This window comes from Azospirillum baldaniorum, from assembly GCF_003119195.2.
Lineage (GTDB): Bacteria > Pseudomonadota > Alphaproteobacteria > Azospirillales > Azospirillaceae > Azospirillum > Azospirillum baldaniorum.
In genome coordinates this window covers 2,792,587-2,813,067 of sequence record NZ_CP022253.1, presented here as the reverse complement: position 1 = coordinate 2,813,067, position 20,481 = coordinate 2,792,587, and the positions used below count along the sequence as shown (strand labels likewise).

At 66.5% G+C, this 20,481-nt stretch carries 21 protein-coding genes; 15 read left to right on the top strand and 6 right to left on the bottom strand.

Annotation, left to right across the window (positions count from 1 at the left end; translation table 11 throughout):
• Positions 1 to 133 precede the first annotated feature (133 nt).
• The 3 genes from Sp245p_RS13280 to rfaE1 all read left to right on the top strand — a co-directional run bounded on the left by Sp245p_RS13280 (position 134) and on the right by rfaE1 (position 3,002).
• Positions 134 to 964: a hypothetical protein gene (locus Sp245p_RS13280; RefSeq protein WP_014239421.1), complete on the top strand. Its 831-nt coding sequence runs from the start codon at positions 134 to 136 to the stop codon at positions 962 to 964.
• 190 nt (positions 965 to 1,154) lie between these two features.
• Positions 1,155 to 1,487: a hypothetical protein gene (locus Sp245p_RS13275; RefSeq protein WP_014239422.1), complete on the top strand. Its 333-nt coding sequence runs from the start codon at positions 1,155 to 1,157 to the stop codon at positions 1,485 to 1,487.
• Between the two features lie 69 nt (positions 1,488 to 1,556).
• Positions 1,557 to 3,002, top strand: coding sequence for a D-glycero-beta-D-manno-heptose-7-phosphate kinase (rfaE1, locus tag Sp245p_RS13270; RefSeq protein WP_014239423.1), 1,446 nt, complete (start codon positions 1,557 to 1,559; stop codon positions 3,000 to 3,002).
• Between the two features lie 60 nt (positions 3,003 to 3,062).
• Here rfaE1 and Sp245p_RS13265 read toward each other — a convergent pair whose 3' ends face one another.
• Positions 3,063 to 3,221 (bottom strand): entericidin A/B family lipoprotein, encoded by a 159-nt coding sequence (locus tag Sp245p_RS13265; protein WP_014239424.1) that lies wholly within the window; start codon positions 3,219 to 3,221, stop codon positions 3,063 to 3,065.
• A 125-nt stretch (positions 3,222 to 3,346) separates the two neighbouring features.
• Between Sp245p_RS13265 and Sp245p_RS13260 the strand changes: the two genes are divergently transcribed.
• From Sp245p_RS13260 to Sp245p_RS13245, 4 genes are all read left to right on the top strand, one after another.
• Positions 3,347 to 4,228 carry an alpha/beta fold hydrolase gene (locus tag Sp245p_RS13260; RefSeq protein ID WP_014239425.1) on the top strand — a complete coding sequence of 294 codons (882 nt, stop codon included), beginning with the start codon at positions 3,347 to 3,349 and terminating at the stop codon, positions 4,226 to 4,228.
• A 112-nt stretch (positions 4,229 to 4,340) separates the two neighbouring features.
• Positions 4,341 to 4,994, top strand: coding sequence for a hypothetical protein (locus Sp245p_RS13255; protein ID WP_014239426.1), 654 nt, complete (start codon positions 4,341 to 4,343; stop codon positions 4,992 to 4,994).
• Positions 4,995 to 5,207: 213 nt separating this feature from the next.
• On the top strand, positions 5,208 to 6,608 hold the full coding sequence (lpdA, locus tag Sp245p_RS13250) for a dihydrolipoyl dehydrogenase (RefSeq protein ID WP_014239427.1): 1,401 nt from the start codon (positions 5,208 to 5,210) through the stop codon (positions 6,606 to 6,608).
• A gap of 227 nt (positions 6,609 to 6,835) precedes the next feature.
• Positions 6,836 to 7,465, top strand: coding sequence for a hypothetical protein (locus Sp245p_RS13245; protein ID WP_014239428.1), 630 nt, complete (start codon positions 6,836 to 6,838; stop codon positions 7,463 to 7,465).
• An 89-nt stretch (positions 7,466 to 7,554) separates the two neighbouring features.
• Here Sp245p_RS13245 and Sp245p_RS13240 read toward each other — a convergent pair whose 3' ends face one another.
• From Sp245p_RS13240 to fsa, 3 genes are read right to left on the bottom strand one after another with little or no spacing between them, the layout of a single operon-like run.
• A complete protein-coding gene (locus Sp245p_RS13240; RefSeq protein WP_014239432.1) occupies positions 7,555 to 8,511 on the bottom strand; it encodes a tyrosine recombinase XerC in 957 nt (318 codons plus the stop codon).
• Between the two features lie 13 nt (positions 8,512 to 8,524).
• Complete coding sequence (locus tag Sp245p_RS13235) at positions 8,525 to 9,238, bottom strand: DUF484 family protein (protein WP_014239433.1); 714 nt, start codon at positions 9,236 to 9,238, stop codon at positions 8,525 to 8,527.
• Positions 9,239 to 9,248: 10 nt separating this feature from the next.
• Positions 9,249 to 9,905 (bottom strand): fructose-6-phosphate aldolase, encoded by a 657-nt coding sequence (fsa, locus tag Sp245p_RS13230; RefSeq protein WP_014239434.1) that lies wholly within the window; start codon positions 9,903 to 9,905, stop codon positions 9,249 to 9,251.
• Positions 9,906 to 9,993: 88 nt separating this feature from the next.
• Between fsa and Sp245p_RS13225 the strand changes: the two genes are divergently transcribed.
• Positions 9,994 to 12,246, top strand: coding sequence for a primosomal protein N' (locus Sp245p_RS13225; protein ID WP_014239435.1), 2,253 nt, complete (start codon positions 9,994 to 9,996; stop codon positions 12,244 to 12,246).
• Positions 12,247 to 12,405: 159 nt separating this feature from the next.
• The gene (locus Sp245p_RS13220) at positions 12,406 to 12,909 is read left to right on the top strand and encodes a cache domain-containing protein (protein WP_014239436.1); all 504 of its coding nucleotides are present in this window, start codon (positions 12,406 to 12,408) and stop codon (positions 12,907 to 12,909) included.
• 75 nt (positions 12,910 to 12,984) lie between these two features.
• Here Sp245p_RS13220 and Sp245p_RS13215 read toward each other — a convergent pair whose 3' ends face one another.
• A complete protein-coding gene (locus Sp245p_RS13215) occupies positions 12,985 to 13,308 on the bottom strand; it encodes a hypothetical protein (protein WP_014239437.1) in 324 nt (107 codons plus the stop codon).
• A gap of 413 nt (positions 13,309 to 13,721) precedes the next feature.
• Here Sp245p_RS13215 and Sp245p_RS13210 point away from each other — a divergent pair, with 413 nt between their 5' ends.
• From Sp245p_RS13210 to Sp245p_RS13185, 6 genes are all read left to right on the top strand, one after another.
• Positions 13,722 to 14,291, top strand: coding sequence for a F0F1 ATP synthase subunit delta (locus Sp245p_RS13210; RefSeq protein WP_014239438.1), 570 nt, complete (start codon positions 13,722 to 13,724; stop codon positions 14,289 to 14,291).
• Positions 14,291 to 15,820, top strand: coding sequence for a F0F1 ATP synthase subunit alpha (atpA, locus tag Sp245p_RS13205; RefSeq protein WP_014239439.1), 1,530 nt, complete (start codon positions 14,291 to 14,293; stop codon positions 15,818 to 15,820). Before Sp245p_RS13210 ends, atpA begins: the two co-directional genes overlap by 1 nt.
• 72 nt (positions 15,821 to 15,892) lie before the next feature.
• Positions 15,893 to 16,783 carry a F0F1 ATP synthase subunit gamma gene (locus tag Sp245p_RS13200; protein WP_014239440.1) on the top strand — a complete coding sequence of 297 codons (891 nt, stop codon included), beginning with the start codon at positions 15,893 to 15,895 and terminating at the stop codon, positions 16,781 to 16,783.
• Between the two features lie 69 nt (positions 16,784 to 16,852).
• Positions 16,853 to 18,292 carry a F0F1 ATP synthase subunit beta gene (gene atpD / locus Sp245p_RS13195; protein WP_014239441.1) on the top strand — a complete coding sequence of 480 codons (1,440 nt, stop codon included), beginning with the start codon at positions 16,853 to 16,855 and terminating at the stop codon, positions 18,290 to 18,292.
• Between the two features lie 90 nt (positions 18,293 to 18,382).
• Positions 18,383 to 18,796: a F0F1 ATP synthase subunit epsilon gene (locus Sp245p_RS13190; RefSeq protein WP_014239442.1), complete on the top strand. Its 414-nt coding sequence runs from the start codon at positions 18,383 to 18,385 to the stop codon at positions 18,794 to 18,796.
• Between the two features lie 200 nt (positions 18,797 to 18,996).
• Complete coding sequence (locus tag Sp245p_RS13185) at positions 18,997 to 19,815, top strand: acyl-ACP desaturase (protein WP_014239443.1); 819 nt, start codon at positions 18,997 to 18,999, stop codon at positions 19,813 to 19,815.
• Positions 19,816 to 19,980: 165 nt separating this feature from the next.
• Here Sp245p_RS13185 and Sp245p_RS13180 read toward each other — a convergent pair whose 3' ends face one another.
• The gene (locus tag Sp245p_RS13180) at positions 19,981 to 20,478 is read right to left on the bottom strand and encodes an RNA pyrophosphohydrolase (protein ID WP_014239444.1); all 498 of its coding nucleotides are present in this window, start codon (positions 20,476 to 20,478) and stop codon (positions 19,981 to 19,983) included.
• Positions 20,479 to 20,481 lie beyond the last annotated feature (3 nt).

The following is a 20,481-nucleotide window of genomic DNA, read 5'->3' as shown; positions in this document are numbered from 1 at the left end:
ACCATCCTCATAATCCTAAAAATAGGAAAAATATCTTTAGAACCGTCAAAAAGGATGATATTCCTTTTTCTGAGGGTGGCATTGATCGCCCTTGGGAATCCCGAAGCCATTTGATCGCGTCAAGGAGTTGACCATGAGCACCTATTCTTTCAACCCGTCCGAGCTGTCCCAGAGTGTTACCAATTGGGCTGTCGCCCAGCGCATTGTCGGTTCTTTCGCACCGCATGCTCAGGTCGCGCCGGGCATGAAGATCATTGTCGATCCGGGCCATCTTTTCGCCGGCACCACGCTGACGGAGGTCGATACGCAGGTGGTCGGTCCCTTCGCCAGGCCGGCTTCCGGCTTCCGCATTGATCGCGTGGTCATTGATCGCCTTTCAGGTGAGGCATCGGTCGTCGCGGGTAGCCCGAACAGCGTCACGCCGCCAAACATTCCGGATGGCGCATTGCCGGTGGCGCGGGTGTTTGTGCAGGATACGGCTTCGGCTATCACCGACGCCGACATCGTCGATGAGCGGGCGTTGAGCGACCTGAAGCAGGTGACCAGCGGTAATGTCGTGTGCCGGGCGAATCTGAACGGCGTCGAACAGCCGATCCCCCGTCAGGTCTGGACGAAAGTCAATCTGGCCGCAGCAAGCCTCGACATCGGAGGGGCGTTCCACGCCGCCACCAACAGCTTCAGGCCCTCCGTGGCGGGGCTTTACGAAATCTATGCGCAGACGAACATGATCGTTCAGCCCAATGGGTCGCTTGCGGTGGCAATCCAGAAGAATGGAGTAATGACATCCACGTCTAACGTCTCGGCGCCCAGCCCCTATTCCCTTGCCGCCGTATGCATGGATGTCGTCGAGCTGAATGGAACCAGTGACTATGTGCAGATGGCGGCTCATCAAAACAATCCGTCAACCACCAACCTGCTCAGCATGAGCTATGGCACCTTCATGATCGCCAAGAGGATCGGCTGACGGGGCACCCCAGGCCGCAATCAACCATGCCGGTGCGGCGGAGGCATCCGCCGCACCATGGCCTTCCGCACTCTTCTGATGGGCAACTGCCTAGCCGACGCGGGGCGGCTGCGGGGTTTTGTCCGGTTGAGGGGGCGGTGCCGCCGGTCCATACTGGACCTTCCGAGCAGCCCGAAAAGGAGGGCAGGCCATGTCCATCCTGAGATTCGAAGCGGTTTTGCAGACCGACCGGACCGCCGCGCTGATGGCGGCGGCCGACGGCATCACCGGCAGCGGCGGCTGGATCGTCGACCACACGCTGTTCTCCGACGTGATGGCGGTCATCGCCTTCTGCGTCCCCGCCAACCGCACGACGGCGCTGGGCGACGCGCTGGCCGCCGCCGGCATCCTGGTCAGCCCGCCGCTGCCGCCCTCCCTTCCGGAAACGGACGAGGCGGCGGAGCGGGAACTGCAGGGGCAGTTGACCCTGACCTTCGCCAAGGGCACCGGCGATCTGCGGCACGAGGTTCCGGCCTTCGAGTGACCGCCGCGCTCGGTCCGGGGCTGCGCTCTCCTCTGGCGCCCCGGACGCAAGGTTGATAGTAGAACCGGCATGAGCGACCTTGCCCGTCACATCGACTCCCTGTCCCGCGCCAGCGTGCTGTGCGTCGGCGACGTCATGCTCGACCGATTCATCTACGGGTCGGTCGACCGCGTGTCCCCCGAGGCGCCGATCCCCGTTCTGCGGATCGAGCGCGAGACGGCCATGCTCGGCGGCGCCGGCAACGTGGCCGCCAACGTCATGGCGCTGGGCGCCGGCTGCCGCTTCGTGTCGGTGGTGGGCGAGGACGCGGCGGGGCTGGAGCTGGTCCGCCTCGTGGCGAAGGAGACGGGCGACGGCGGCGGCTTGGTCGCCGAGCCGGGGCGCCAGACCACCGTCAAGACGCGCTTCATCGGCGGACGCCAGCAGCTCCTGCGCGCCGACGCCGAGACCGTTGCCGCCATCGGGTCGGAGGAGGAGGTGATGGTCGCCGCCCGCACCGGCATGCTGACGGTGGGCGCGGTGATCCTGTCCGACTACGGCAAGGGTGTGCTGACCGACGCTCTGGTGGCGCAGCTTATCCAGGCGGCGCGGGAGGCCGGGTTGCCGGTGGTGGTCGATCCCAAGGGCGACGATTTCGGGCGCTACCGCGGGGCCAGCGTGATCACGCCCAACCGCAAGGAGTTGATCCAGGCGACGGGGATGCCCGCCGACAGCGACGCGGAGGTCGAGGCCGCCTGTCGCTTCCTGCTGGAGACCTGCGGCATCGACGCCGTGGTGGCCACGCGCAGCGAGCACGGCATGTCCGTGGTGACCCGCGATGGCGCGACCCATCTGCCGGCCGACGCCCGCGAGGTCTTCGACGTGTCGGGCGCCGGCGACACGGTGGTGGCGACGCTGACCTCCGCCCTGTCGGTTGGGGTGGAGCTGTCCGACGCGGCGCGGCTGGCCAATCTGGCCGCCGGGATCGTGGTGGGGAAGGTCGGCACCGCGGTGGTCCGCGCACCGGAACTGCTGTCCGCCCTGCACGAGCAGGAATGGCGCAGCGGCGAGGAGAAGGTCGACACGCTGGAGCAGGCCGTGGAGCGGGCGGCGCGCTGGCGCGCCCGCGGCAAGCGGGTGGGCTTCACCAACGGTTGCTTCGACCTGCTGCACCCCGGCCACATTTCGCTGCTGAATCAGGCGAAGGCCGCCTGCGACGTGCTGGTGGTCGGGCTGAACAGCGACGCCTCGGTGAAGCGGCTGAAGGGCGAGACGCGCCCGGTGCAGACCGAGACGGCGCGGGCGACGGTGCTCGCCTCGCTGGCCTGCGTCGATCTGGTGGTGATCTTCGGCGAGGACACGCCGGAGGAGCTGATCCGCGCCCTGCGGCCCGACGTGCTGGTGAAGGGGGCGGACTACACCGTTGCTACGGTGGTCGGCGCCGGATTCGTGCAGAGCTACGGCGGCAAGGTCGTGCTGGCCGACCTCGTGGACGGCCAGAGCACGACCAACACCATCAAGCGCATGCAGCGCTGAAATCTTTGGGGGCACAGAACCCCCGGAGCCGTAGCTCCGGGGAGTCCGCGCCTCAAGGGTTCACATCTTCTTCTGGACGCTGTCCGACGAGCGCTCCATGGCGCGGCCGCCGGCCTGCACGTCCTCACCCATGCCTTCGACGGTGTTGCAGGCGGCGAGGCTGGTGGTCAGGGCGGCACCCAGAGCGGCGAAAAGGACGAGCTTCTTCAGGCTACGCATGGCATTTTCCTCTTGAGGTCGAAAGCAATCGCCTGAAAAACGCGAGAAACCCACCAAGGGTTTCCGACAGCCCGCGATGCGGAAGGACAGTTCTCCACACTCAAACGGATAGGGGGAGGGCGCGCATGTTCGAAGGGTTCACCCGACACCGCATCGCCACCGACGGCGCCGAGATCCACACGCTGGTCGGTGGCGAGGGGCCGCCGCTCCTTCTGCTTCATGGGTTTCCGCAGTGTCACGCCCTGTGGAACCGGGTCGCGCCGCGGCTGGCCGAGCGCTTCACCGTGGTGCTGACCGACCTGAGGGGGTACGGCCAATCGTCGAAGCCGCCGGGCGATTCCGCGCACGAGACCTACTGCAAACGCACCAACGGGCGCGATCAGGTGGCGGTGATGGCCGCGCTGGGCTTCGACCGCTTCCGGCTGGCCGGGCACGACCGCGGCGCGCGGGTGGCCCACCGGCTCGTCCTCGACCACCCCGACCGGGTCGAGCGCGTCGCCTTCCTCGACGTGGTGCCGACGCTGGAGGTCTTCGCCCGCATCGACCAGCGCATGGCGACCGCCTATTACCACTGGTTCTTCCTGATCCAGCCCAACAATCTGGCGGAACGGCTGATCGGGTCGGATCCGGATTTCTACCTGGGGCAGGTGCTCGGCTCCATCGGCAGCAGCGCCGACATCTTCGAGCCGGAGGCGATGGAGGCCTACCGCACCGCCTTCCGCGACCCCGCCACCGTCCACGCCATGTGCGAGGACTACCGCGCCGCGGCGAGCATCGACCTGGAGCACGACCGCGAGGACCGCGCGGCGGGGCGCAAGGTGGAAGGACCGGCCCTGTTCCTGTGGGGCCGCAACAGCGCGGTCGGGCGCCTGTACGACGACCCGCTGGGCATCTGGCGCGGCTACGCCCCGGCCATCGCGGGCCATGTGATGCCCGCCGGCCACTTCATCCCCGAGGAGGCGCCGGAGGAAACCGCGCAGGCGCTGCTGAATTTCTTCACGGAGTGACCGGAAGCCCGGGCGACCGTGGATTTCCGGTCACGCGGGGCCCTGCGAAACCGTCCCCTTGCAGAAGCCTGGAGCGCAGCTCCGGCGTCCAGTCGCAGCAAGGGACATCACCATGCGTTGCCAGCAACTCCTGAACACCATCCAAGCCGAATTCAACAACGGGAACATCAATCTTCAACGGGCCGACGTCTTCGCCCAGAACGCCAACATCCGCGGCGGCTGGGAGGTCTGGCTCCAGCTGGAAATCGCGCACGGGTTTCTGAACATTCCCGGCAACTGGACCTGCGAACGGGAGCAGCCCTACCCCTCCACCAACGGTGGAAACCCCTTTCTGTCCTACACCGCGGTCGGCCCGGCCTGGGGAGTGTCGGCCAACCGCCGCGCCGCCGCGCGCGCCGATTTCTACCTGTGCCGCAACGCCGGGATCGCGGATGACGTCTACATCGAGCTGAAATGCATCAATCAGACCCACGCCAATCCGATCAATGACGCCTGGGGCCGCTTCGAGGCCGACATCATCAAGCAGCAGACCCTGCGCCTCGGCAACGCCGGCCTGAACTACGTCTCCATGCTGGCGACCTTCGGCATTTTCCAGCAGGCCGACGTCGGAGGGGGCAACCCGACGCTCGGCTGGTTCTGGGCGGGTGGACGCACCGCCTATGTGTACGACGTGTTCAACAATCAGGTGAACAACCAGGTCACCACCCTGGCGAACGTGGCTCAGGGCGGCGCCCCGCGCCTGTTCCTGGTCGCCGTTTCGGTGTGATGCGGCCCGGACCGGGGAAAGGCCCCCGGTCCCGTTCATCTCGGCATGGGTTCCGGCCGTTCCCATGCCGGCCTTTCAACCCGGCATCCCTCCCCCCGGACGAACTGTCCCGTTGCCAGTTGGCGTGAGCGGCGGCATAAATCGGCGCGCGGCCCTCCCCGCTGGACGGGACGGCTTTTGGCAAACACAAAAATGGCGGAAGGAAAGCCCCCAATGGCTGAAAGCACTTTCGACGTCGTCGTGGTCGGCGGCGGTCCCGGCGGGTATGTCTGCGCGATCCGTGCGGCGCAGCTCGGTTTCAAGGTTGCCTGCGTCGAGAAGCGCAGCGCGCTGGGCGGCACCTGCCTGAACGTCGGCTGCATCCCGTCCAAGGCGCTGCTCGCCGCGTCGGAGAAGTACGAGGAGGCCAAGCACGGCCTCGCCAAGTTCGGCATCAAGGTCGACGGCGTCGAGCTGGACCTGCCGGGCATGCTGTCCCACAAGGACAAGGTCGTCAAAGAGAACACCGGCGGCATCGAGTTCCTGTTCAAGAAGAACAAGATCGCCTGGCTGAAGGGTGCGGGCCGCATCACCGCCCCGAACACCGTCGAGGTCGAGGGCGTCGGCACCATCACGGCGTCCAAGGCCATCGTCATCGCCACCGGTTCTGAAGTCACCCCGCTGCCGGGCATCGAGATCGACGAGCAGAAGATCGTCTCCTCCACCGGCGCCCTGGAACTGCCGGAGGTGCCGAAGCGCCTCGTCGTCATCGGCGGCGGCGTGATCGGTCTGGAGCTGGGCTCGGTCTGGGGCCGCCTCGGCGCCGAGGTCACGGTCGTGGAGTTCCTCGACCGCATCCTGCCGACCATGGACGGTGAAGTGTCCAAGCAGATGCAGCGCATCCTCGGCAAGCAGGGCATGACCTTCAAGCTCGGCTCCAAGGTCACCGGCGCCAAGGTCACCAACACCGGCGTCACCCTGTCGGTCGAGCCCGCCGCCGGCGGCACCGCCGAGGAGATCAAGGCCGACGTCGTGCTGGTCGCCATCGGCCGCCGCGCCTTCACCAACGGCCTGGGTCTCGACGCCGTCGGCGTGGAGATGGACAACCGCGGCCGCGTGAAGATCGGCAAGCACTTCGAAACCAACGTGCCGGGCATCTACGCCATCGGTGACGTGGTCGAAGGCCCGATGCTGGCCCACAAGGCCGAGGAGGAGGGCGTCGCGCTCGCCGAGCTGCTGGCCGGGCAAGCGGGCCACGTCAACCACGACCTCGTCCCCGGTGTCGTCTACACGTGGCCGGAAGTGGCCGCGGTCGGCAAGACCGAGGAGGAGCTGAAGGCCGCCGGCACCGCCTACAAGGCTGGCAAGTTCCCCTTCACCGCCAACGGCCGCGCCCGCGCCAGCGGCACCACCGACGGCTTTGTGAAGATCCTGGCCGACGCGCGCACCGACAAGGTGCTGGGCGTCCACATGGTCGGCCCGAACGTGTCGGAGATGGTGGCCGAGCTGGCCGTGGCGATGGAGTTCAGCGCGTCCGCCGAGGACATCGCCCGCACCTGCCACGCCCACCCGACCCTGTCGGAAGTGACCAAGGAAGCCGCCCTCGCCGTGGACGGCCGCGCCCTGCACATCTAAGGCGGGTCTCTTCTCCCTTCCCTGCGAAGCTCCAGCGCAAACCTATGGTTTGCGCTGGCACGGCAGGCGGACCTATGGTCCGCCGAGAGCGGGGGAGGGTCGGGGAGGGGGCAGAGCACCATGTTCCTCACTTGGTTCCCTTGTGTCCGCTTCCCCATTCCGCGGAAGGGTCCCCGTTCGTCAGATTGTTGCACGGACAGCTTTTCTTTTTTGCATGAGGTCATCGCATGAGATCTCTAAAAAAAGACCTGCAAAGTGCAATGTCTTGTGCTCTGATATTCATGGTATCTGGATGCGCCCATAACCTTGCAGAGCGAGTTGAAGAAGGAAGTGCTGCCTCCTTGATGTCGTTCAATGCCTTTCTTCTTGTCGGAATTGGTGGGGAAGCTCCTGGTGACGTGCTTGGTGAGGCATCTGGGCTTATTTATGTGTCTTCTAATGCGGTAGAAATTGGATTTAGCGAGTATGATCCATTAAAGAAAAAAGCTAACCCAGATTGTGCGTCACTTACTTGGACTCACGGGAATTTTAGAATTCCTCTTCAAAATCAACAAAATGAAAAGTACATAATCTACCGTCTCCCGGAGGGTTATTACGGGTTTTCAGATGGATATTATGTCTGGCTTCAAAGAGGAAAAGTAACATATGTCGGTGATTACAAGTTTTTAAGATTTTCGGAAGACTGTCCACAATTTCATGAAAGCAACACAAGGTTGTTCCCGAAAATCGTGCGAATAAGGCGTCTTGATGCGGCAAAGAATGCTTTGAAGAAATATGACCTTCCAGAAGACTCCATGGTAACAGCTAATGAGAGGGTCGGTGAGAATTTATATAAATTTGCAATATGCTCACCATGAAGAGGTTTATTTTTACTATTTCTGGTAAATGAAGAGTGAAATAAATATAGAACATCTTGGCTTGTCGGTAGTCTTTCTTCAAAAATAACTCATACCTTCTTCGCCCGTGGGTGCGCCGAGCGGTACACCTGCATCAGCTGCTCACTTTCCACATCCGTGTAGCGCTGCGTCGTCGACAGCGAGGCGTGGCCGAGCAAATCCTGGATCGCCCGCAAATCCCCGCCGTCCGCCAGCAGATGCGTGGCGAAGCTGTGCCGCAGCGCGTGCGGCGTCGCGGTCTCCGGAAGTCCCATCAGGCGGCGCAGGTCGCGCATCCGCCGCTGCGCGATGGCCGGGGCGAGTTGCCCGCCGCGCACCCCGACGAACAGCGGCGCCTCCGGCCCCTGGCGGTAAGGACAGGCGTCCATGTAGGCCCGCACCGCCTCCGTCACCGCCGGCAGCACCGGGACGATCCGTTCCTTGTTGCCCTTGCCGGTGACGCGCAGCGTCTCGCCCAGCGGCGCCTCACGCCGCGTCAGGTTCAGCGCCTCCGAGATGCGCAGGCCGCAGCCGTAGAGCAGGGTGAACAGCGCCCGGTCGCGCTTGCCGACCCACGGTTCGTCCGGCTCCTTCTCCGATTCCTCCAGCAGCCGGTCGGCGTCCAGCACGGTCAGCGGCTTCGGCGCCGGGCGCTTGATGCGCGGGCCGGAGAAGGTGTTGATCGCCGGGTTGTGCAGGCGCCCGTCGCGGTCCAGCCAGCGGAACAGGTTGCGCACCGACGACAGGGCGCGCGACCGGCTGTTGGAGCCGATCCCCTTCATGGCGAGGTGGGACAGCCAGGAGCGGAAGTCGGTGACGGTCAGCGCGGCAAGGTCGTTCATCGACGGCGGCTTCCCCTGATAGCCGGTGATGAACTCCAGAAAGGTCGCGACGTCGCCGATGTAGGCGGTCAGCGTGTGGGGCGAGACGTTGCGCTCGCTCTCCATCCAGCGGCGCCAGTGGACCAGCGTGTCCTGCACGTCGGGCTGGGCGGCGAAACCGAGGACGGGATTCTGTTTTCCGGTCATGCGTTCCGTGGGGTCAGGCCGGCAGTTCGAGCCAGCCGCGGATCACCCGCTCGACCACGCGGGCGAGGAAACCGACCAGCTCGGTGCCCTGGCCGCCGTGGAAGCTGTCCGGCTCGCGGCTGCCGAAGGCCAGCATGCCGTCCGGCGTCTCGCTGGACACCTGGAGGCGGATCAGAACCTCCGACCGCACCAGCCCGGCGCCGGGGCCGTACAGCTCCGGGTCGCCCTGGATGTCGGCGTTCAGCGCCACGTCGGCCTTGCCCAGCCAGCGGTCGACGGTCCCCGGTTCGACCACCCGCACGCCGGAGGTCTGGACATGCGGGGTGTCGTGGCCGTTCGACTCGACGATCAGGCAGGCGACATCCAGGTCGAGCAGCACCGCCAGATCGGTGGTGATGGTCTGGATGAGCTGCTCGAAGCTCTGCGCGTCGAGGAGGAACAGCACCGCCGCGTGGACGCGGTTCTGGCTGTTCATGTTGGCGCGCGAGGTGCCGATCAGCTCGCGCTGCTGGTCCTTCAGCAGGCGCACCTCGCCGCGCAGCCGCTCGACCATGTACGCCTGCAGGTCCACCACCCCGCGCCCGCGGTCCTGCGACGGCGGGGTCAGGTGGTGGATCAGATCGCCGTGATGGACCAGGAAGTCGGGATGGTCCCGCAGGTAGGCATGCACCTCCTCGGCGGTCGGCGCGTCCTTCCGGTGGGGGGTGTGTCCCGGCTCCCGGCCCATGCTGCCGTCCTCAGAGGATGGACTGGCCGGTCTTCTGCCAATCGGCGACGAACTGGGCGAGGCCCTTGTCGGTCAGCGGATGGTTGAAGAGTTGCTTCAGCACCGACGGCGGGGCGGTGACGACATGGGCGCCCAGGCGGGCGGAGTCGACGATGTGGATCGGGTTGCGGATCGAGGCGACCAGCACCTCGGTCTTGAAGTAATCGTAATTGCTGTAAATCTCCACGATGTCGGCGATCAGGCCCATGCCGTCCTGCCCGATGTCGTCCAGGCGGCCGACGAAGGGCGACACGAAGCTGGCGCCGGCCTTGGCGGCCAGGATCGCCTGCGCCGGGGAGAAGCACAGAGTGACGTTGACCATCGTGCCTTCGGAGGACAGCGCCTTGCAGGTCTTCAGGCCGGCCGGGGTCAGCGGAACCTTGACCGTGACGTTGTCGGCGATCTTGGCAAGCTTCTTTCCTTCCGCCAGCATGGTCTCGAAGTCGGTGGACGCCACCTCGGCGCTGACCGGGCCGTCCACCACATCACAAATTTCGGCCACGAGGTCGAGGAAGCTGCGACCGGTCTTGGCGACGAGGGAGGGGTTGGTGGTAACACCGTCCAGCAGGCCCGTGTCGGCCAGATCGCGGATCTCGGCGATGTCGGCGGTGTCAACGAAGAACTTCATGACCAGGAATCCATGCTTGCTGAGGAAGAGCGCGCCCTGTTGCCCGGGATTCGGTGCCCGGTATCGCGGCCAGGGGGCACTCTAGCCGATGCGTGAAAATTCCGCCAGATCCGGGGCCCGTTCCGGGGGAGCCGCGCAGGCCCTTCTGCCGGGTACGGTCCCGCCGGACACGGACCCGCGCGTCCGCGTGCTGCTGCCGCTGCCGCTGCGCGAGGCCTACGATTACCGCGTGCCCGCCGGAATGACCCTCGTCCCCGGCGATTACGTCGAGGTTCCGCTGGGGCCGCGCCGCGTGCTCGGGGTGGTGTGGGGCGACGGCGCCGGAGTCGTGGAGGCCGCGCGGCTGAAGCCGGTGGTCCGCCGCTTCGACGTGCCGCCGATGCCGGAGGTCGAGCGCAAGTTCGTGGAGTGGGTCGCGGCCTACACCATGACGCCGCCGGGCCATGTGCTGCGCATGGCGATCAGCGTGCCTTCGGCGCTGGAGCCGGCGAAGGCCATGCTCGCCTACCTGCGCAAGCCCGACGCGGAGCCGCCCCCCGGCTTCAAGATGACCGACCCGCGGCGGCGCGTGCTGGCCCTGCTGGACGACGGCCCGCCGCGCACCCCGGCGGAGCTGGCGGAGGAGGCCGGCTGCGGCGTCACCGTGGTGCGCGGGCTGGCCGAGGCCGGGCTGCTGGAGCCGGTGCTGCTCCAGCCGACCAAGCTCGGGCGGCCCGACTGCCACCGCCCCGGCCCCACTTTGTCAGCCGACCAGGAGGCCGCGGCGGCCGACCTGCGCGCCCGCGTCGAGTCCGGCGTCTATTCCACCGTGCTGCTCGACGGGGTGACCGGCTCCGGCAAGACCGAGGTCTATTACGAGGCGATCGCCGCCGCCCTGAAGGCGGGCAAGCAGGCGCTGGTTCTGCTTCCGGAAATCGCCCTGTCGGCGCAGTGGCTGGAGCGCTTCGCCCGCCGCTTCGGCGCGCCGCCGGCGGAGTGGCATTCCGAGCTGACCGGGGCGCAGCGCCGCGACACCTGGAGGGCGGTGGCGAACGGCGAGGTGCCGGTGGTGGTCGGCGCCCGTTCCGCCCTGTTCCTGCCCTACAAGAACCTCGGCGTCATCATCATCGACGAGGAGCACGACTCCGCCTACAAGCAGGAGGAGGGGTCGATCTACCACGCCCGCGACATGGCCGTCGCCCGGGCGCATATCGGCGGCATCCCCACCGTGCTGGTCTCCGCCACGCCGTCGCTGGAGACCAAGGTCAACGCCGACAGCAACCGCTACGCCCGCATCGAGCTGCCGGGCCGTCACGGCGGCGCCGTGCTGCCCGACGTGGAACTGGTGGACCTGCGCAAGGACCGGCCGCCGGCCCGCCACTGGCTGGCCCCGTCGCTGAAGAAGGCCATCGAGCAGACGCTGGCGGAGAAGGAGCAGGTGATGCTGTTCCTCAACCGCCGCGGCTACGCCCCGCTGACGCTGTGCCGGGCCTGCGGGCACCGGCTGCAATGCCCCAACTGCACGGCGTGGCTGGTCGAGCACCGGCTGGCGCGCAAGCTCCAATGCCACCATTGCGGCCTGTCGCAGCCGCTCTCCCCAACCTGCCCGGAATGCGGCGAGGAGGGCACGCTGGCGGCCTGCGGTCCGGGCGTGGAGCGCATCGCCGAGGAGGTGGCGGAGCTGTTCCCCGACGCCCGTGCCGCCATCATGGCGTCGGACACGCTGTTCGGCCCCCGCGCCATCCAGGAGATGGTCCGGCGGATCGCCGACCACGAGCTGGACATCCTGATCGGCACCCAGGTGATGGCGAAGGGCCACCATTTCCCCATGCTGACCCTGGTCGGGGTGGTGGACGCGGACCTCGGGCTGGCCGGCGGCGATTTGCGGGCGGGGGAGCGGACCTACCAGCTCCTCCATCAGGTGGCCGGGCGCGCCGGGCGCGGCGAGCGGCCGGGGCGGGTGATGCTGCAGACCTACATGCCGGAGCATCCGGTGATGCAGGCGCTGGCCGCCGGGGACCGCGACGGCTTCTACCAGCTGGAGGCGGAGATGCGGCTGGAGGCCGGAATGCCGCCCTTCGGACGGCTGGCCGCCCTGATCGTGTCGGGGGAGGACGCGGCGGCGGTGGAGAAGCTGTCCATAGCCCTGGGGCGCGCGGCGCCGCGCAGCGACACCGTCGCCGTGCTGGGTCCGGCCCCGGCGCCGCTGGCCCTGCTGCGCGGGCGTCACCGGCGGCGTCTGCTGCTAAAGGCGCCGCGCACCGTTCAGGTGCAACCCCTGATCGCCCAGTGGCTGGAGCAGGTGGAAATTCCACCCAACGTGCGCGTGCAGGTGGATGTGGACCCCTACAGCTTCCTGTAATGGCGCAGCTTCCGCTAAGAAATGTCGGGTTCCTGTAAAGGGGGGCTGCGACCGATTGTCCCTGCGCGCTCCGCAGGGCACCTGTGACGTTTGGTCCGTTGCGGCCGGCGGGTCATGGTATTACCAGAGTATGGAAGTCATCTTTCGCCGAGCGATCTCATGTCCAGGCTGCGCGGTCGTTTCCACCTCCCCACCTTGCTGACGGTTCTTCCGGTTCTCGCCTTGCTGGCGATCATCGCGCTGGCGGCGGGCGTGCCCGCCCAGACCCGGGGAACGGAATCGGATGCCAAGGCGCTGCTCGACAAGACCAGCGGCTATCTGCGCCAGCACGGCGCGGACGCCGCACCGGATGCCTTCGCCCAGCGGGACGGCGCGCTGATCGACCGTGACCTCTACCCGATGCTGATCGACCGCGACGGCGTGATGGTGGCCCACGGCTGGACGCCGTCGCTGAACGGCGTGAACCTCAAGGACCTGAAGGACGTCGACGGCAAGCCCTTCATCCAGGAGGCGCTGGACATCGTGGCGGAGCGGGACTCGGGCGCGGTCAGCTACAAATGGACGGACCCGCTGTCCGGCCAGATCGCGCCGAAGACGATGATCGTGCGCCGCATCGTCCTGGGCGGCGAGCCCTATCTGCTGTCGGTCGGTGTCTACCGCTGACCGGGTTCGTCGGCGGGCCACCCGGCAGGCCGGCGGGCGGTCGACTCGGACTTTTCCGAAGGGTGAAAAAGGCGCTCAAAGCACCGAGACGGAGCGGTCGGCGCGCGGGCGCGGGCGCCAGATCGACAGGCATTCGGAGGCGCTGCCTCCCGACCCGATGCCGTACCAGCCGGAGCGGTCGTTGAAGGACAGGCTGTAGCGTCCCCGCCCGTCGCGCTCGAAGCGGAAGACCGGACGGTCCACGCCGGGGAGGAGGACGAGGAGCCGGTCATGCTCCCGGCCCGTTTCGCGGATGACCCCGGCCCAATGGCCAAGGCGCAGCTTCGGCTCGGCCACCGCCTCGAATTCGTTGAGGTCGGCGGGCGTGAAGCGGGCGCAGGAAAAGGCGACGACGGTCATGATTGGCCTGGGTTTGTCCTGTCAGACGGGCTGTGGGTCGACCGTGCGCGTGAATGGTTAAACGGGTGTTAAACAGGGCGTTAGGTCACAGTCTGGTCTCTGGACCGCCGCGCAACGGGCTTCGGAAATCCAGCCCTGGGGAGGGCAGGTCCTTCAGATGGCAAGGTGATCCGCTGCGGTTGTGAAGTGGTATGCCCATTTCCAGCGCCCGCCGCCAAGAACGGACCCCACGCCGCAGGGGCGCAAAACGCCGCACGCAAGCCGCGTGCAAATTGTCCAGACCCCGTTGCGCAGGGCCTAATCCTGTGATATTGGACCGCTCGCTTTCGCGGGCTGGGCCGCCGCGATGTGGGTTTTGCCCTATTTAAGGCCCTGAAAATTCACCGTCTACCGAACTCAATTCGAGGGATCAGGTGGCAATCGAAGGTACAGGCGTTTCCGAACTCGCTACGCGCTACTCCATCGCGCTGTTCGAGCTTGCGGACGAGAACAAAGCGTTGGATCAGGTCGCGAGCGATCTGGTTGCGCTGAAGCAAATCCTGGCTGAGAGCGCCGACCTTCGCCGCCTCGTCCGCAGTCCCGTGATCAGCCGCGCCGACCAAGGCCGGGCGATGGCCGCGGTTCTGGACCGCGCCGAAGTGTCCGATCTGACCAAGCGCTTCATCGGGCTGGTGGCCAAGAACCGCCGCCTGTTCGCGCTGGAAGGCATGATCGAAGGCTATCTCGCCGAACTGGCCCGCCGTCGCGGCGAAGTGACCGCCCAGGTCACCTCCGCCCAGCCGCTGAGCGACGCTCAGCTGGCCGCGGTCACCGACACGCTGAAGGCGTCGATCGGCTCCAAGGTGTTGGTCAACACCTCGGTCGATCCCGCGCTGATCGGGGGCATGATCGTTAAGTTCGGCTCGCGCATGGTCGACACCTCGGTGCGCACGAAGCTGAACAAATTGCAACTCGCCATGAAGGCCTCAGGGGGATCAGTCTGATGGATATCCGCGCCGCAGAAATCTCTGCGATCCTCAAGCAGCAGATCGCGAATTTCGGGACCGAGGCGGACGTCGCCGAGGTCGGTCAGGTCCTCTCCGTGGGTGACGGCGTCGCCCGCGTGCACGGCCTGGACAATGTGCGCGCCGGCGAGATGGTCGAGTTCCCCGGTGGCATCAAGGGCATGGCGCTGAACCTCGAGACCGACAATGTCGGCGTCGTGATCTTCGGCACCGACAGCGAGATCAAGGAAGGCGACACCGTCAAGCGCACGGGCACCATCGTGGACGTGCCGGTCGGCAAGGGTCTGCTGGGCCGCGTCGTGGACGGCCTGGGCAACCCGATCGACGGCAAGGGCCCGCTGGTGGACGTCACCCGCACCCGCGTCGAGGTCAAGGCCCCCGGCATCATCCCGCGCAAGTCGGTGCACGAGCCGATGCAGACCGGCCTGAAGGCCGTCGACAGCCTGGTTCCGATCGGCCGCGGCCAGCGCGAGCTGATCATCGGTGACCGCCAGACCGGCAAGACCGCCGTCGTCATCGACACCTTCCTGAACCAGAAGCCGATCAACCAGGGCGACGACGAGAGCAAGAAGCTCTACTGCATCTACGTCGCCGTCGGTCAGAAGCGCTCCACCGTCGCCCAGATCGTCAAGACCCTGGAAGACGCCGGCGCCCTGGAATACTCCATCGTCGTCGCGGCCACCGCGTCGGAGCCGGCCCCGCTGCAGTTCCTGGCGCCCTACACCGGCTGCACGATGGGCGAGTACTTCCGCGACAACGGCATGCACGCCCTGATCGTGTACGATGACCTGTCCAAGCAGGCCGTCGCCTACCGTCAGATGTCGCTGCTGCTCCGCCGTCCGCCGGGCCGCGAAGCCTACCCGGGCGACGTGTTCTACCTCCACAGCCGCCTGCTCGAGCGCGCCGCCAAGATGGGCGACACCCACGGCAACGGCTCGCTGACCGCCCTGCCGGTCATCGAGACGCAGGCCGGCGACGTGTCGGCCTACATCCCGACGAACGTGATCTCGATCACCGACGGCCAGATCTTCCTCGAGACGGGCCTGTTCTATAAGGGCATCCGTCCGGCCATCAACGTCGGCCTGTCGGTGTCGCGCGTCGGCTCCGCCGCCCAGATCAAGGCGATGAAGCAGGTCGCCGGCACCATCAAGATGGAACTGGCCCAGTACCGCGAGATGGCCGCCTTCGCGCAGTTCGCCTCGGACCTCGACGCCGCCACCCAGCGCCTGCTGGCCCGCGGCGCCCGTCTGACCGAGCTGCTGAAGCAGCCGCAGTTCCAGCCGCTGCCGGTCGAAGAGCAGGTCGTGTCGATCTTCTCGGGCGTGAAGGGCTACCTCGACAAGATCAAGGTCGAGGACGTCAACCGCTTCGAGCAGAAGTTCCTCGCCGAGGTCCGCTCCAAGGGGGCCGACATCCTGGCGACGATCCGCAACGAGAAGCAGATCACCTCTGCGACCGAGGAGCGCCTGAAGGCCTTCCTCGACAACTTCTCCAAGGTGTTCGTCTGATCGACGGCGGGGGCGCAGTCCCTGCGCCCCGTCCGTCAACCCGAACGACCCCGAGCGGAATGAAGGGCCGGCATGCCTAACCTCAAGGACCTAAAGAACCGGATCGCCAGCGTCCAATCGACGCGGAAGATCACCTCGGCGATGAAGATGGTCGCCGCCTCCAAGCTCCGCCGTGCGCAGGAGCAGGCGGAAGCCGGTCGTCCCTACGCCGAGCGCATGGGCCGCATGCTGGCCTCTCTCGCGGCCAACGTGCAGGACTCGGGCAACGGCCCGAAGCTGATGACCGGCACCGGTTCCGATCAGGTGCATCTCCTCGTCATCATCAGCTCCGACCGTGGCCTGTGCGGCGCCTTCAACGGCGCCATCGTCCGTGAGTCCCGCCGCCAGATCCAGCGCCTCCAGTCGGAAGGCAAGACGGTCAAGCTGCTCACCGTCGGCCGCAAGGCCCGCGACCAGCTGCGCCGCGAGTTCGGCTCGCTGATCGTCGAGACCTACGAGGATGTGGGCCGCCGCAAGCTGTCCTTCGCCGACGCCGATGTCGTCGCGCAGAAGGTTCTGGCGATGTACGACGCGGGCGAGTTCGACGTCTGCTCGGTGATCTTCAACAAGTTCAAGTCGGCGATCTCCCAGATCGTGACCGTCCAGCAGCTCGTTCCCTTCGCCGTCGAGGCGCAGGCGGACGAGGAAGCCGCGGGCGCCGAGGTCAAGGCGATCTACGAGTTCGAGCCCGACGAGGAGCAGATCCTCGCCGAGTTGCTGCCGCGCAACCTGTCGATCCAGGTCTATCGCGCCCTCCTGGAAAGCGCCGCGTCCGAACAGGGCGCCCGCATGACCGCGATGGACAACGCGACGCGCAACGCCGGCGACATGATCAACAAGCTGACGATCACCTACAACCGCACGCGCCAGGCCTACATCACCAAGGAGCTGATCGAGATCATCTCCGGCGCCGAGGCGGTTTAACGGCGCAGCGTTCGCGGTCGATACGACGGCACATCCGACAATTATCGAGTTCCGAGGGAGCTTTACTCCATGGCCACCACCACCCAGGCGACGAACGCCGTCGGCAAGATCACGCAGGTCACGGGCGCCGTTGTCGACGTCCAGTTCGACGGCGAGCTGCCGGCCATTCTGAACGCTCTGCACACCCAGAACGACGGCAAGGTCCTCGTGCTCGAGGTTGCCCAGCACCTCGGCGAGAGCACCGTCCGCGCCATCGCCATGGACAGCACCGACGGCCTGGTCCGCGGCGCCGAAGTGACGGACACCGGCGCCCCGATCGCCGTGCCGGTCGGCCCGGCCACCCTCGGCCGCATCATCAACGTGATCGGTGAGCCGATCGACGAGCGCGGCGACGTCGGCGCCGAGCGCACCCTGCCGATCCACCGTGCGGCCCCGGACTTCGTCGAGCAGTCGACGGACGCCGAAGTGCTGATCACCGGCATCAAGGTCATCGACCTGCTGGCTCCCTATGCCAAGGGCGGCAAGATCGGCCTGTTCGGCGGCGCCGGCGTGGGCAAGACCGTGACCATCATGGAGCTGATCAACAACGTCGCGAAGGCGCACGGCGGCGTGTCCGTGTTCGCGGGCGTGGGCGAGCGCACCCGTGAGGGCAACGACCTCTACCACGAGATGATCGAGTCGGGCGTCATCAAGCTCGACGGTCCGGGCTCCAAGGTGGCCCTCGTGTACGGCCAGATGAACGAGCCGCCGGGCGCCCGCGCCCGCGTCGCCCTGTCCGGTCTGACGCTCGCGGAATACTTCCGCGACGAGGAAGGCCAGGACGTGCTGTTCTTCGTGGACAACATCTTCCGCTTCACGCAGGCCGGTTCGGAAGTGTCGGCTCTGCTGGGCCGCATCCCGTCGGCGGTGGGTTACCAGCCGACGCTGGCCACCGACATGGGCGCCCTGCAGGAGCGCATCACCTCCACGAAGAAGGGTTCGATCACCTCGGTGCAGGCCATTTACGTGCCCGCCGACGATCTGACCGACCCGGCCCCGGCCACCTCCTTCGCCCACCTGGACGCCACCACGGTGCTGTCGCGTTCGATCGCCGAAATGGCGATCTTCCCGGCGGTGGACCCGCTGGACTCGACCAGCCGCATCCTGGACCCGCGCGTCGTCGGTGAGGAGCACTACACCGTCGCCCGTTCGGTGCAGCGCGTTCTGCAGACCTACAAGTCGCTGCAGGACATCATCGCGATCCTGGGCATGGACGAGCTGTCGGAAGAGGACAAGCTGGTCGTGGCCCGCGCCCGCAAGATCCAGCGCTTCCTGTCGCAGCCGTTCCACGTCGCCGAGGTGTTCACCGGCACCCCGGGCGTGCTCGTCAGCCTGGAAGACACCATCAAGGGCTTCAAGGGCATCGTGAACGGCGACTACGACCATCTGCCGGAAGCGGCCTTCTACATGGTCGGCACCATCGACGAAGCCATCGCCAAGGCGAAGAAGCTGGCCGCCGAAGCCGCCTGATCAGGGTCGGCTGAGGTTCGGTAACGAGGCTAACCCTCTCCTCCGCCCGCGCGGGGGAGGGGGTTCTTATGAAGAGGCACCAGGAAACCCATGGCCGATAAAGTCGAATTCGAGCTGGTCTCTCCGGAGAAGCTGCTGACCTCGCAGCCCGTCGACATGGTCGTGGTGCCGGGTTCGGAAGGTGACTTCGGCGTCCTCGCCGGCCACTCGCCGATGATTTCGACCGTCCGTCCGGGCGTGATCGACGTCTACGAGGCCGACCGCGTGGTCGACCGGGTGTTCGTCGCTGGCGGCTTCGCCGAAGTGACCGAGACCCGCTGCACCGTCCTGGCCGAGGAGGCCATCGCGGTCGCCGAGATCGACCGCGCCAAGGTCGAGCAGCAGATCCGCGACCTGGGCGAGGATCTGGAAGACGCCAAGTCCGACGACGAGAAGGCCCGCGTGGAGGCGAAGATCGCCATCGCCCGCGCCAAGCTCGACGCGACCGGCGCGACCACGCATTGACACCGGGCGCGGCCCGGCGGCGGCTACCGCCGGCCGGGCCGTTTCCGTTGCATTGCGCCATCGCAGCCATACATAGTATCCCGCAAGGGATCGAACGCCTCCCGGCCCGTCCGTCGAGGCGTTTTTGTTTTTATGGTCCTGTTCTCCGTCAGAGCGTGGAACAACCGGCCCGGAACGGCGGCCAGCAGCGGGAGTGGAGTGTGGCGTTGCACTGGAAATACGAAGAGCTTCCCTGGGATCAATTGGACCACAAGAAGGTCGATCCCGATCTCGTCCCGCTCATCAAGGCGGCGGCCCTGGTGGAGTTCAACGCCGACGACTACACGGCCTATCTCTGCAACGTCTTCCACGACGATCCCGAGTTCCAGGAGGTCGCGCACGGCTGGGCGGTCGAGGAGGTCCAGCACGGCCGTGCGCTCGGCAAATGGGCGGAGTTGGTCGATCCGACCTTCAATTTCGACCGGGCCGTCGAGCGCTTCCGCGCCGGCTACAAGGTGCCGATCGACCTCGACGCCTCGGTCCGCGGCTCGCGCACCGGCGAGATGATCGCCCGCTGCATGGTCGAGACCGGCACCAGCAGCTACTACGCGGCCATCGGCGACTCGACGGACGAACCGGTCCTCAAGCTGATCTGCAAGAACATCGCCGCCGACGAGCTGCGCCACTTCAAGCTCTTCTACACCTACACGAAGAAGTATCTGGAACTGGAACAGCTCAACAAGTTTCAGCGGCTCAAGGTGGCGCTGTCGCGGATCGGCGAGTCGGAGGACGACGAACTGGCCTACGCCTACTACGCGGCCAACGCGCCGGAGGGCGAGCCCTACGCGCACAAGACCTACAATCAGGCCTACATGCGTCGCGCTTATGGGCGCTACCGGCCCAAGCACGTCGACCGCGCGGTGGCGATGGTCTTCAAGGCCTGCGGGTTGAAGCCGCACACCCGCTTCTACAGCGTCGCCGCCCGTGGCGCCTGGTGGCTGATCGAAAGCCGCGCCAAGCGGCTCGCCAAGGTCGCGTAAACGGTCGGGCCTCAACTGTAGCCCTCTCCCCTCCGGGGAGAGGGTGCCCGCGAAGCGGGCGGTGAGGGGGATGCGCGAGGCGGTACGTCCGGCACAAGCGCAACCCCCTCACCCTAACCCTCTCCCCAGAGGGGAGAGGGGACTTCAAATGCAATTCTTCTAAAATCAACCCCGCCGCAGCGCCGCGATGATCGAGGCGAACTCTGCCAGCACCGACTCGTAGACCGGGCGCTTGAAGGGCACGATCAGGCCGGGTAGATCGTCGGCATCGACCCATTTCCAGGCGTCGAACTCCGGGTGCTCGGTGGCGAGGTCGATGTCGCTGTCCACGCCGGTGAAGCGGGCGGCCAGCCAGACCTGCTCCTGGCCGCGCCAGCGGCCCTTCCAGACCTTGCCCAGCAGATGATCGGGCAGGTCGTAGCGCAGCTTTTCCGCCGTCTCCCCGAGGATCTCGGCCTTGTCGGTGCCGATCTCCTCCTTCAGCTCGCGCAGGGCGGCCTCATGCACGCCCTCGCCCTCGTCGATGCCGCCTTGGGGCATCTGCCAAGCGTCCTTGCTGTCGCAGCGTTTGGCCACGAAGACCTGCCCGCGGTCGTTCAGCAGCATCACCCCCACGCAGGGGCGGTAGGGGAGGGCGTCGCGGTCGATGGGCTTCTTGCTCATGCG

Coding starts and splice junctions, on each gene's coding strand:
- Sp245p_RS13280 (WP_014239421.1), top strand. CDS start 134: ATGAGCACCTATTCTTTCAACCCGTCCGAGCTGTCCCAGAGTGTTACC.
- Sp245p_RS13275 (WP_014239422.1), top strand. CDS start 1,155: ATGTCCATCCTGAGATTCGAAGCGGTTTTGCAGACCGACCGGACCGCC.
- rfaE1 (WP_014239423.1), top strand. CDS start 1,557: ATGAGCGACCTTGCCCGTCACATCGACTCCCTGTCCCGCGCCAGCGTG.
- Sp245p_RS13265 (WP_014239424.1), bottom strand. CDS start 3,221: ATGCGTAGCCTGAAGAAGCTCGTCCTTTTCGCCGCTCTGGGTGCCGCC.
- Sp245p_RS13260 (WP_014239425.1), top strand. CDS start 3,347: ATGTTCGAAGGGTTCACCCGACACCGCATCGCCACCGACGGCGCCGAG.
- Sp245p_RS13255 (WP_014239426.1), top strand. CDS start 4,341: ATGCGTTGCCAGCAACTCCTGAACACCATCCAAGCCGAATTCAACAAC.
- lpdA (WP_014239427.1), top strand. CDS start 5,208: ATGGCTGAAAGCACTTTCGACGTCGTCGTGGTCGGCGGCGGTCCCGGC.
- Sp245p_RS13245 (WP_014239428.1), top strand. CDS start 6,836: ATGAGATCTCTAAAAAAAGACCTGCAAAGTGCAATGTCTTGTGCTCTG.
- Sp245p_RS13240 (WP_014239432.1), bottom strand. CDS start 8,511: ATGACCGGAAAACAGAATCCCGTCCTCGGTTTCGCCGCCCAGCCCGAC.
- Sp245p_RS13235 (WP_014239433.1), bottom strand. CDS start 9,238: ATGGGCCGGGAGCCGGGACACACCCCCCACCGGAAGGACGCGCCGACC.
- fsa (WP_014239434.1), bottom strand. CDS start 9,905: ATGAAGTTCTTCGTTGACACCGCCGACATCGCCGAGATCCGCGATCTG.
- Sp245p_RS13225 (WP_014239435.1), top strand. CDS start 9,994: ATGCGTGAAAATTCCGCCAGATCCGGGGCCCGTTCCGGGGGAGCCGCG.
- Sp245p_RS13220 (WP_014239436.1), top strand. CDS start 12,406: ATGTCCAGGCTGCGCGGTCGTTTCCACCTCCCCACCTTGCTGACGGTT.
- Sp245p_RS13215 (WP_014239437.1), bottom strand. CDS start 13,308: ATGACCGTCGTCGCCTTTTCCTGCGCCCGCTTCACGCCCGCCGACCTC.
- atpA (WP_014239439.1), top strand. CDS start 14,291: ATGGATATCCGCGCCGCAGAAATCTCTGCGATCCTCAAGCAGCAGATC.
- Sp245p_RS13200 (WP_014239440.1), top strand. CDS start 15,893: ATGCCTAACCTCAAGGACCTAAAGAACCGGATCGCCAGCGTCCAATCG.
- atpD (WP_014239441.1), top strand. CDS start 16,853: ATGGCCACCACCACCCAGGCGACGAACGCCGTCGGCAAGATCACGCAG.
- Sp245p_RS13190 (WP_014239442.1), top strand. CDS start 18,383: ATGGCCGATAAAGTCGAATTCGAGCTGGTCTCTCCGGAGAAGCTGCTG.
- Sp245p_RS13180 (WP_014239444.1), bottom strand. CDS start 20,478: ATGAGCAAGAAGCCCATCGACCGCGACGCCCTCCCCTACCGCCCCTGC.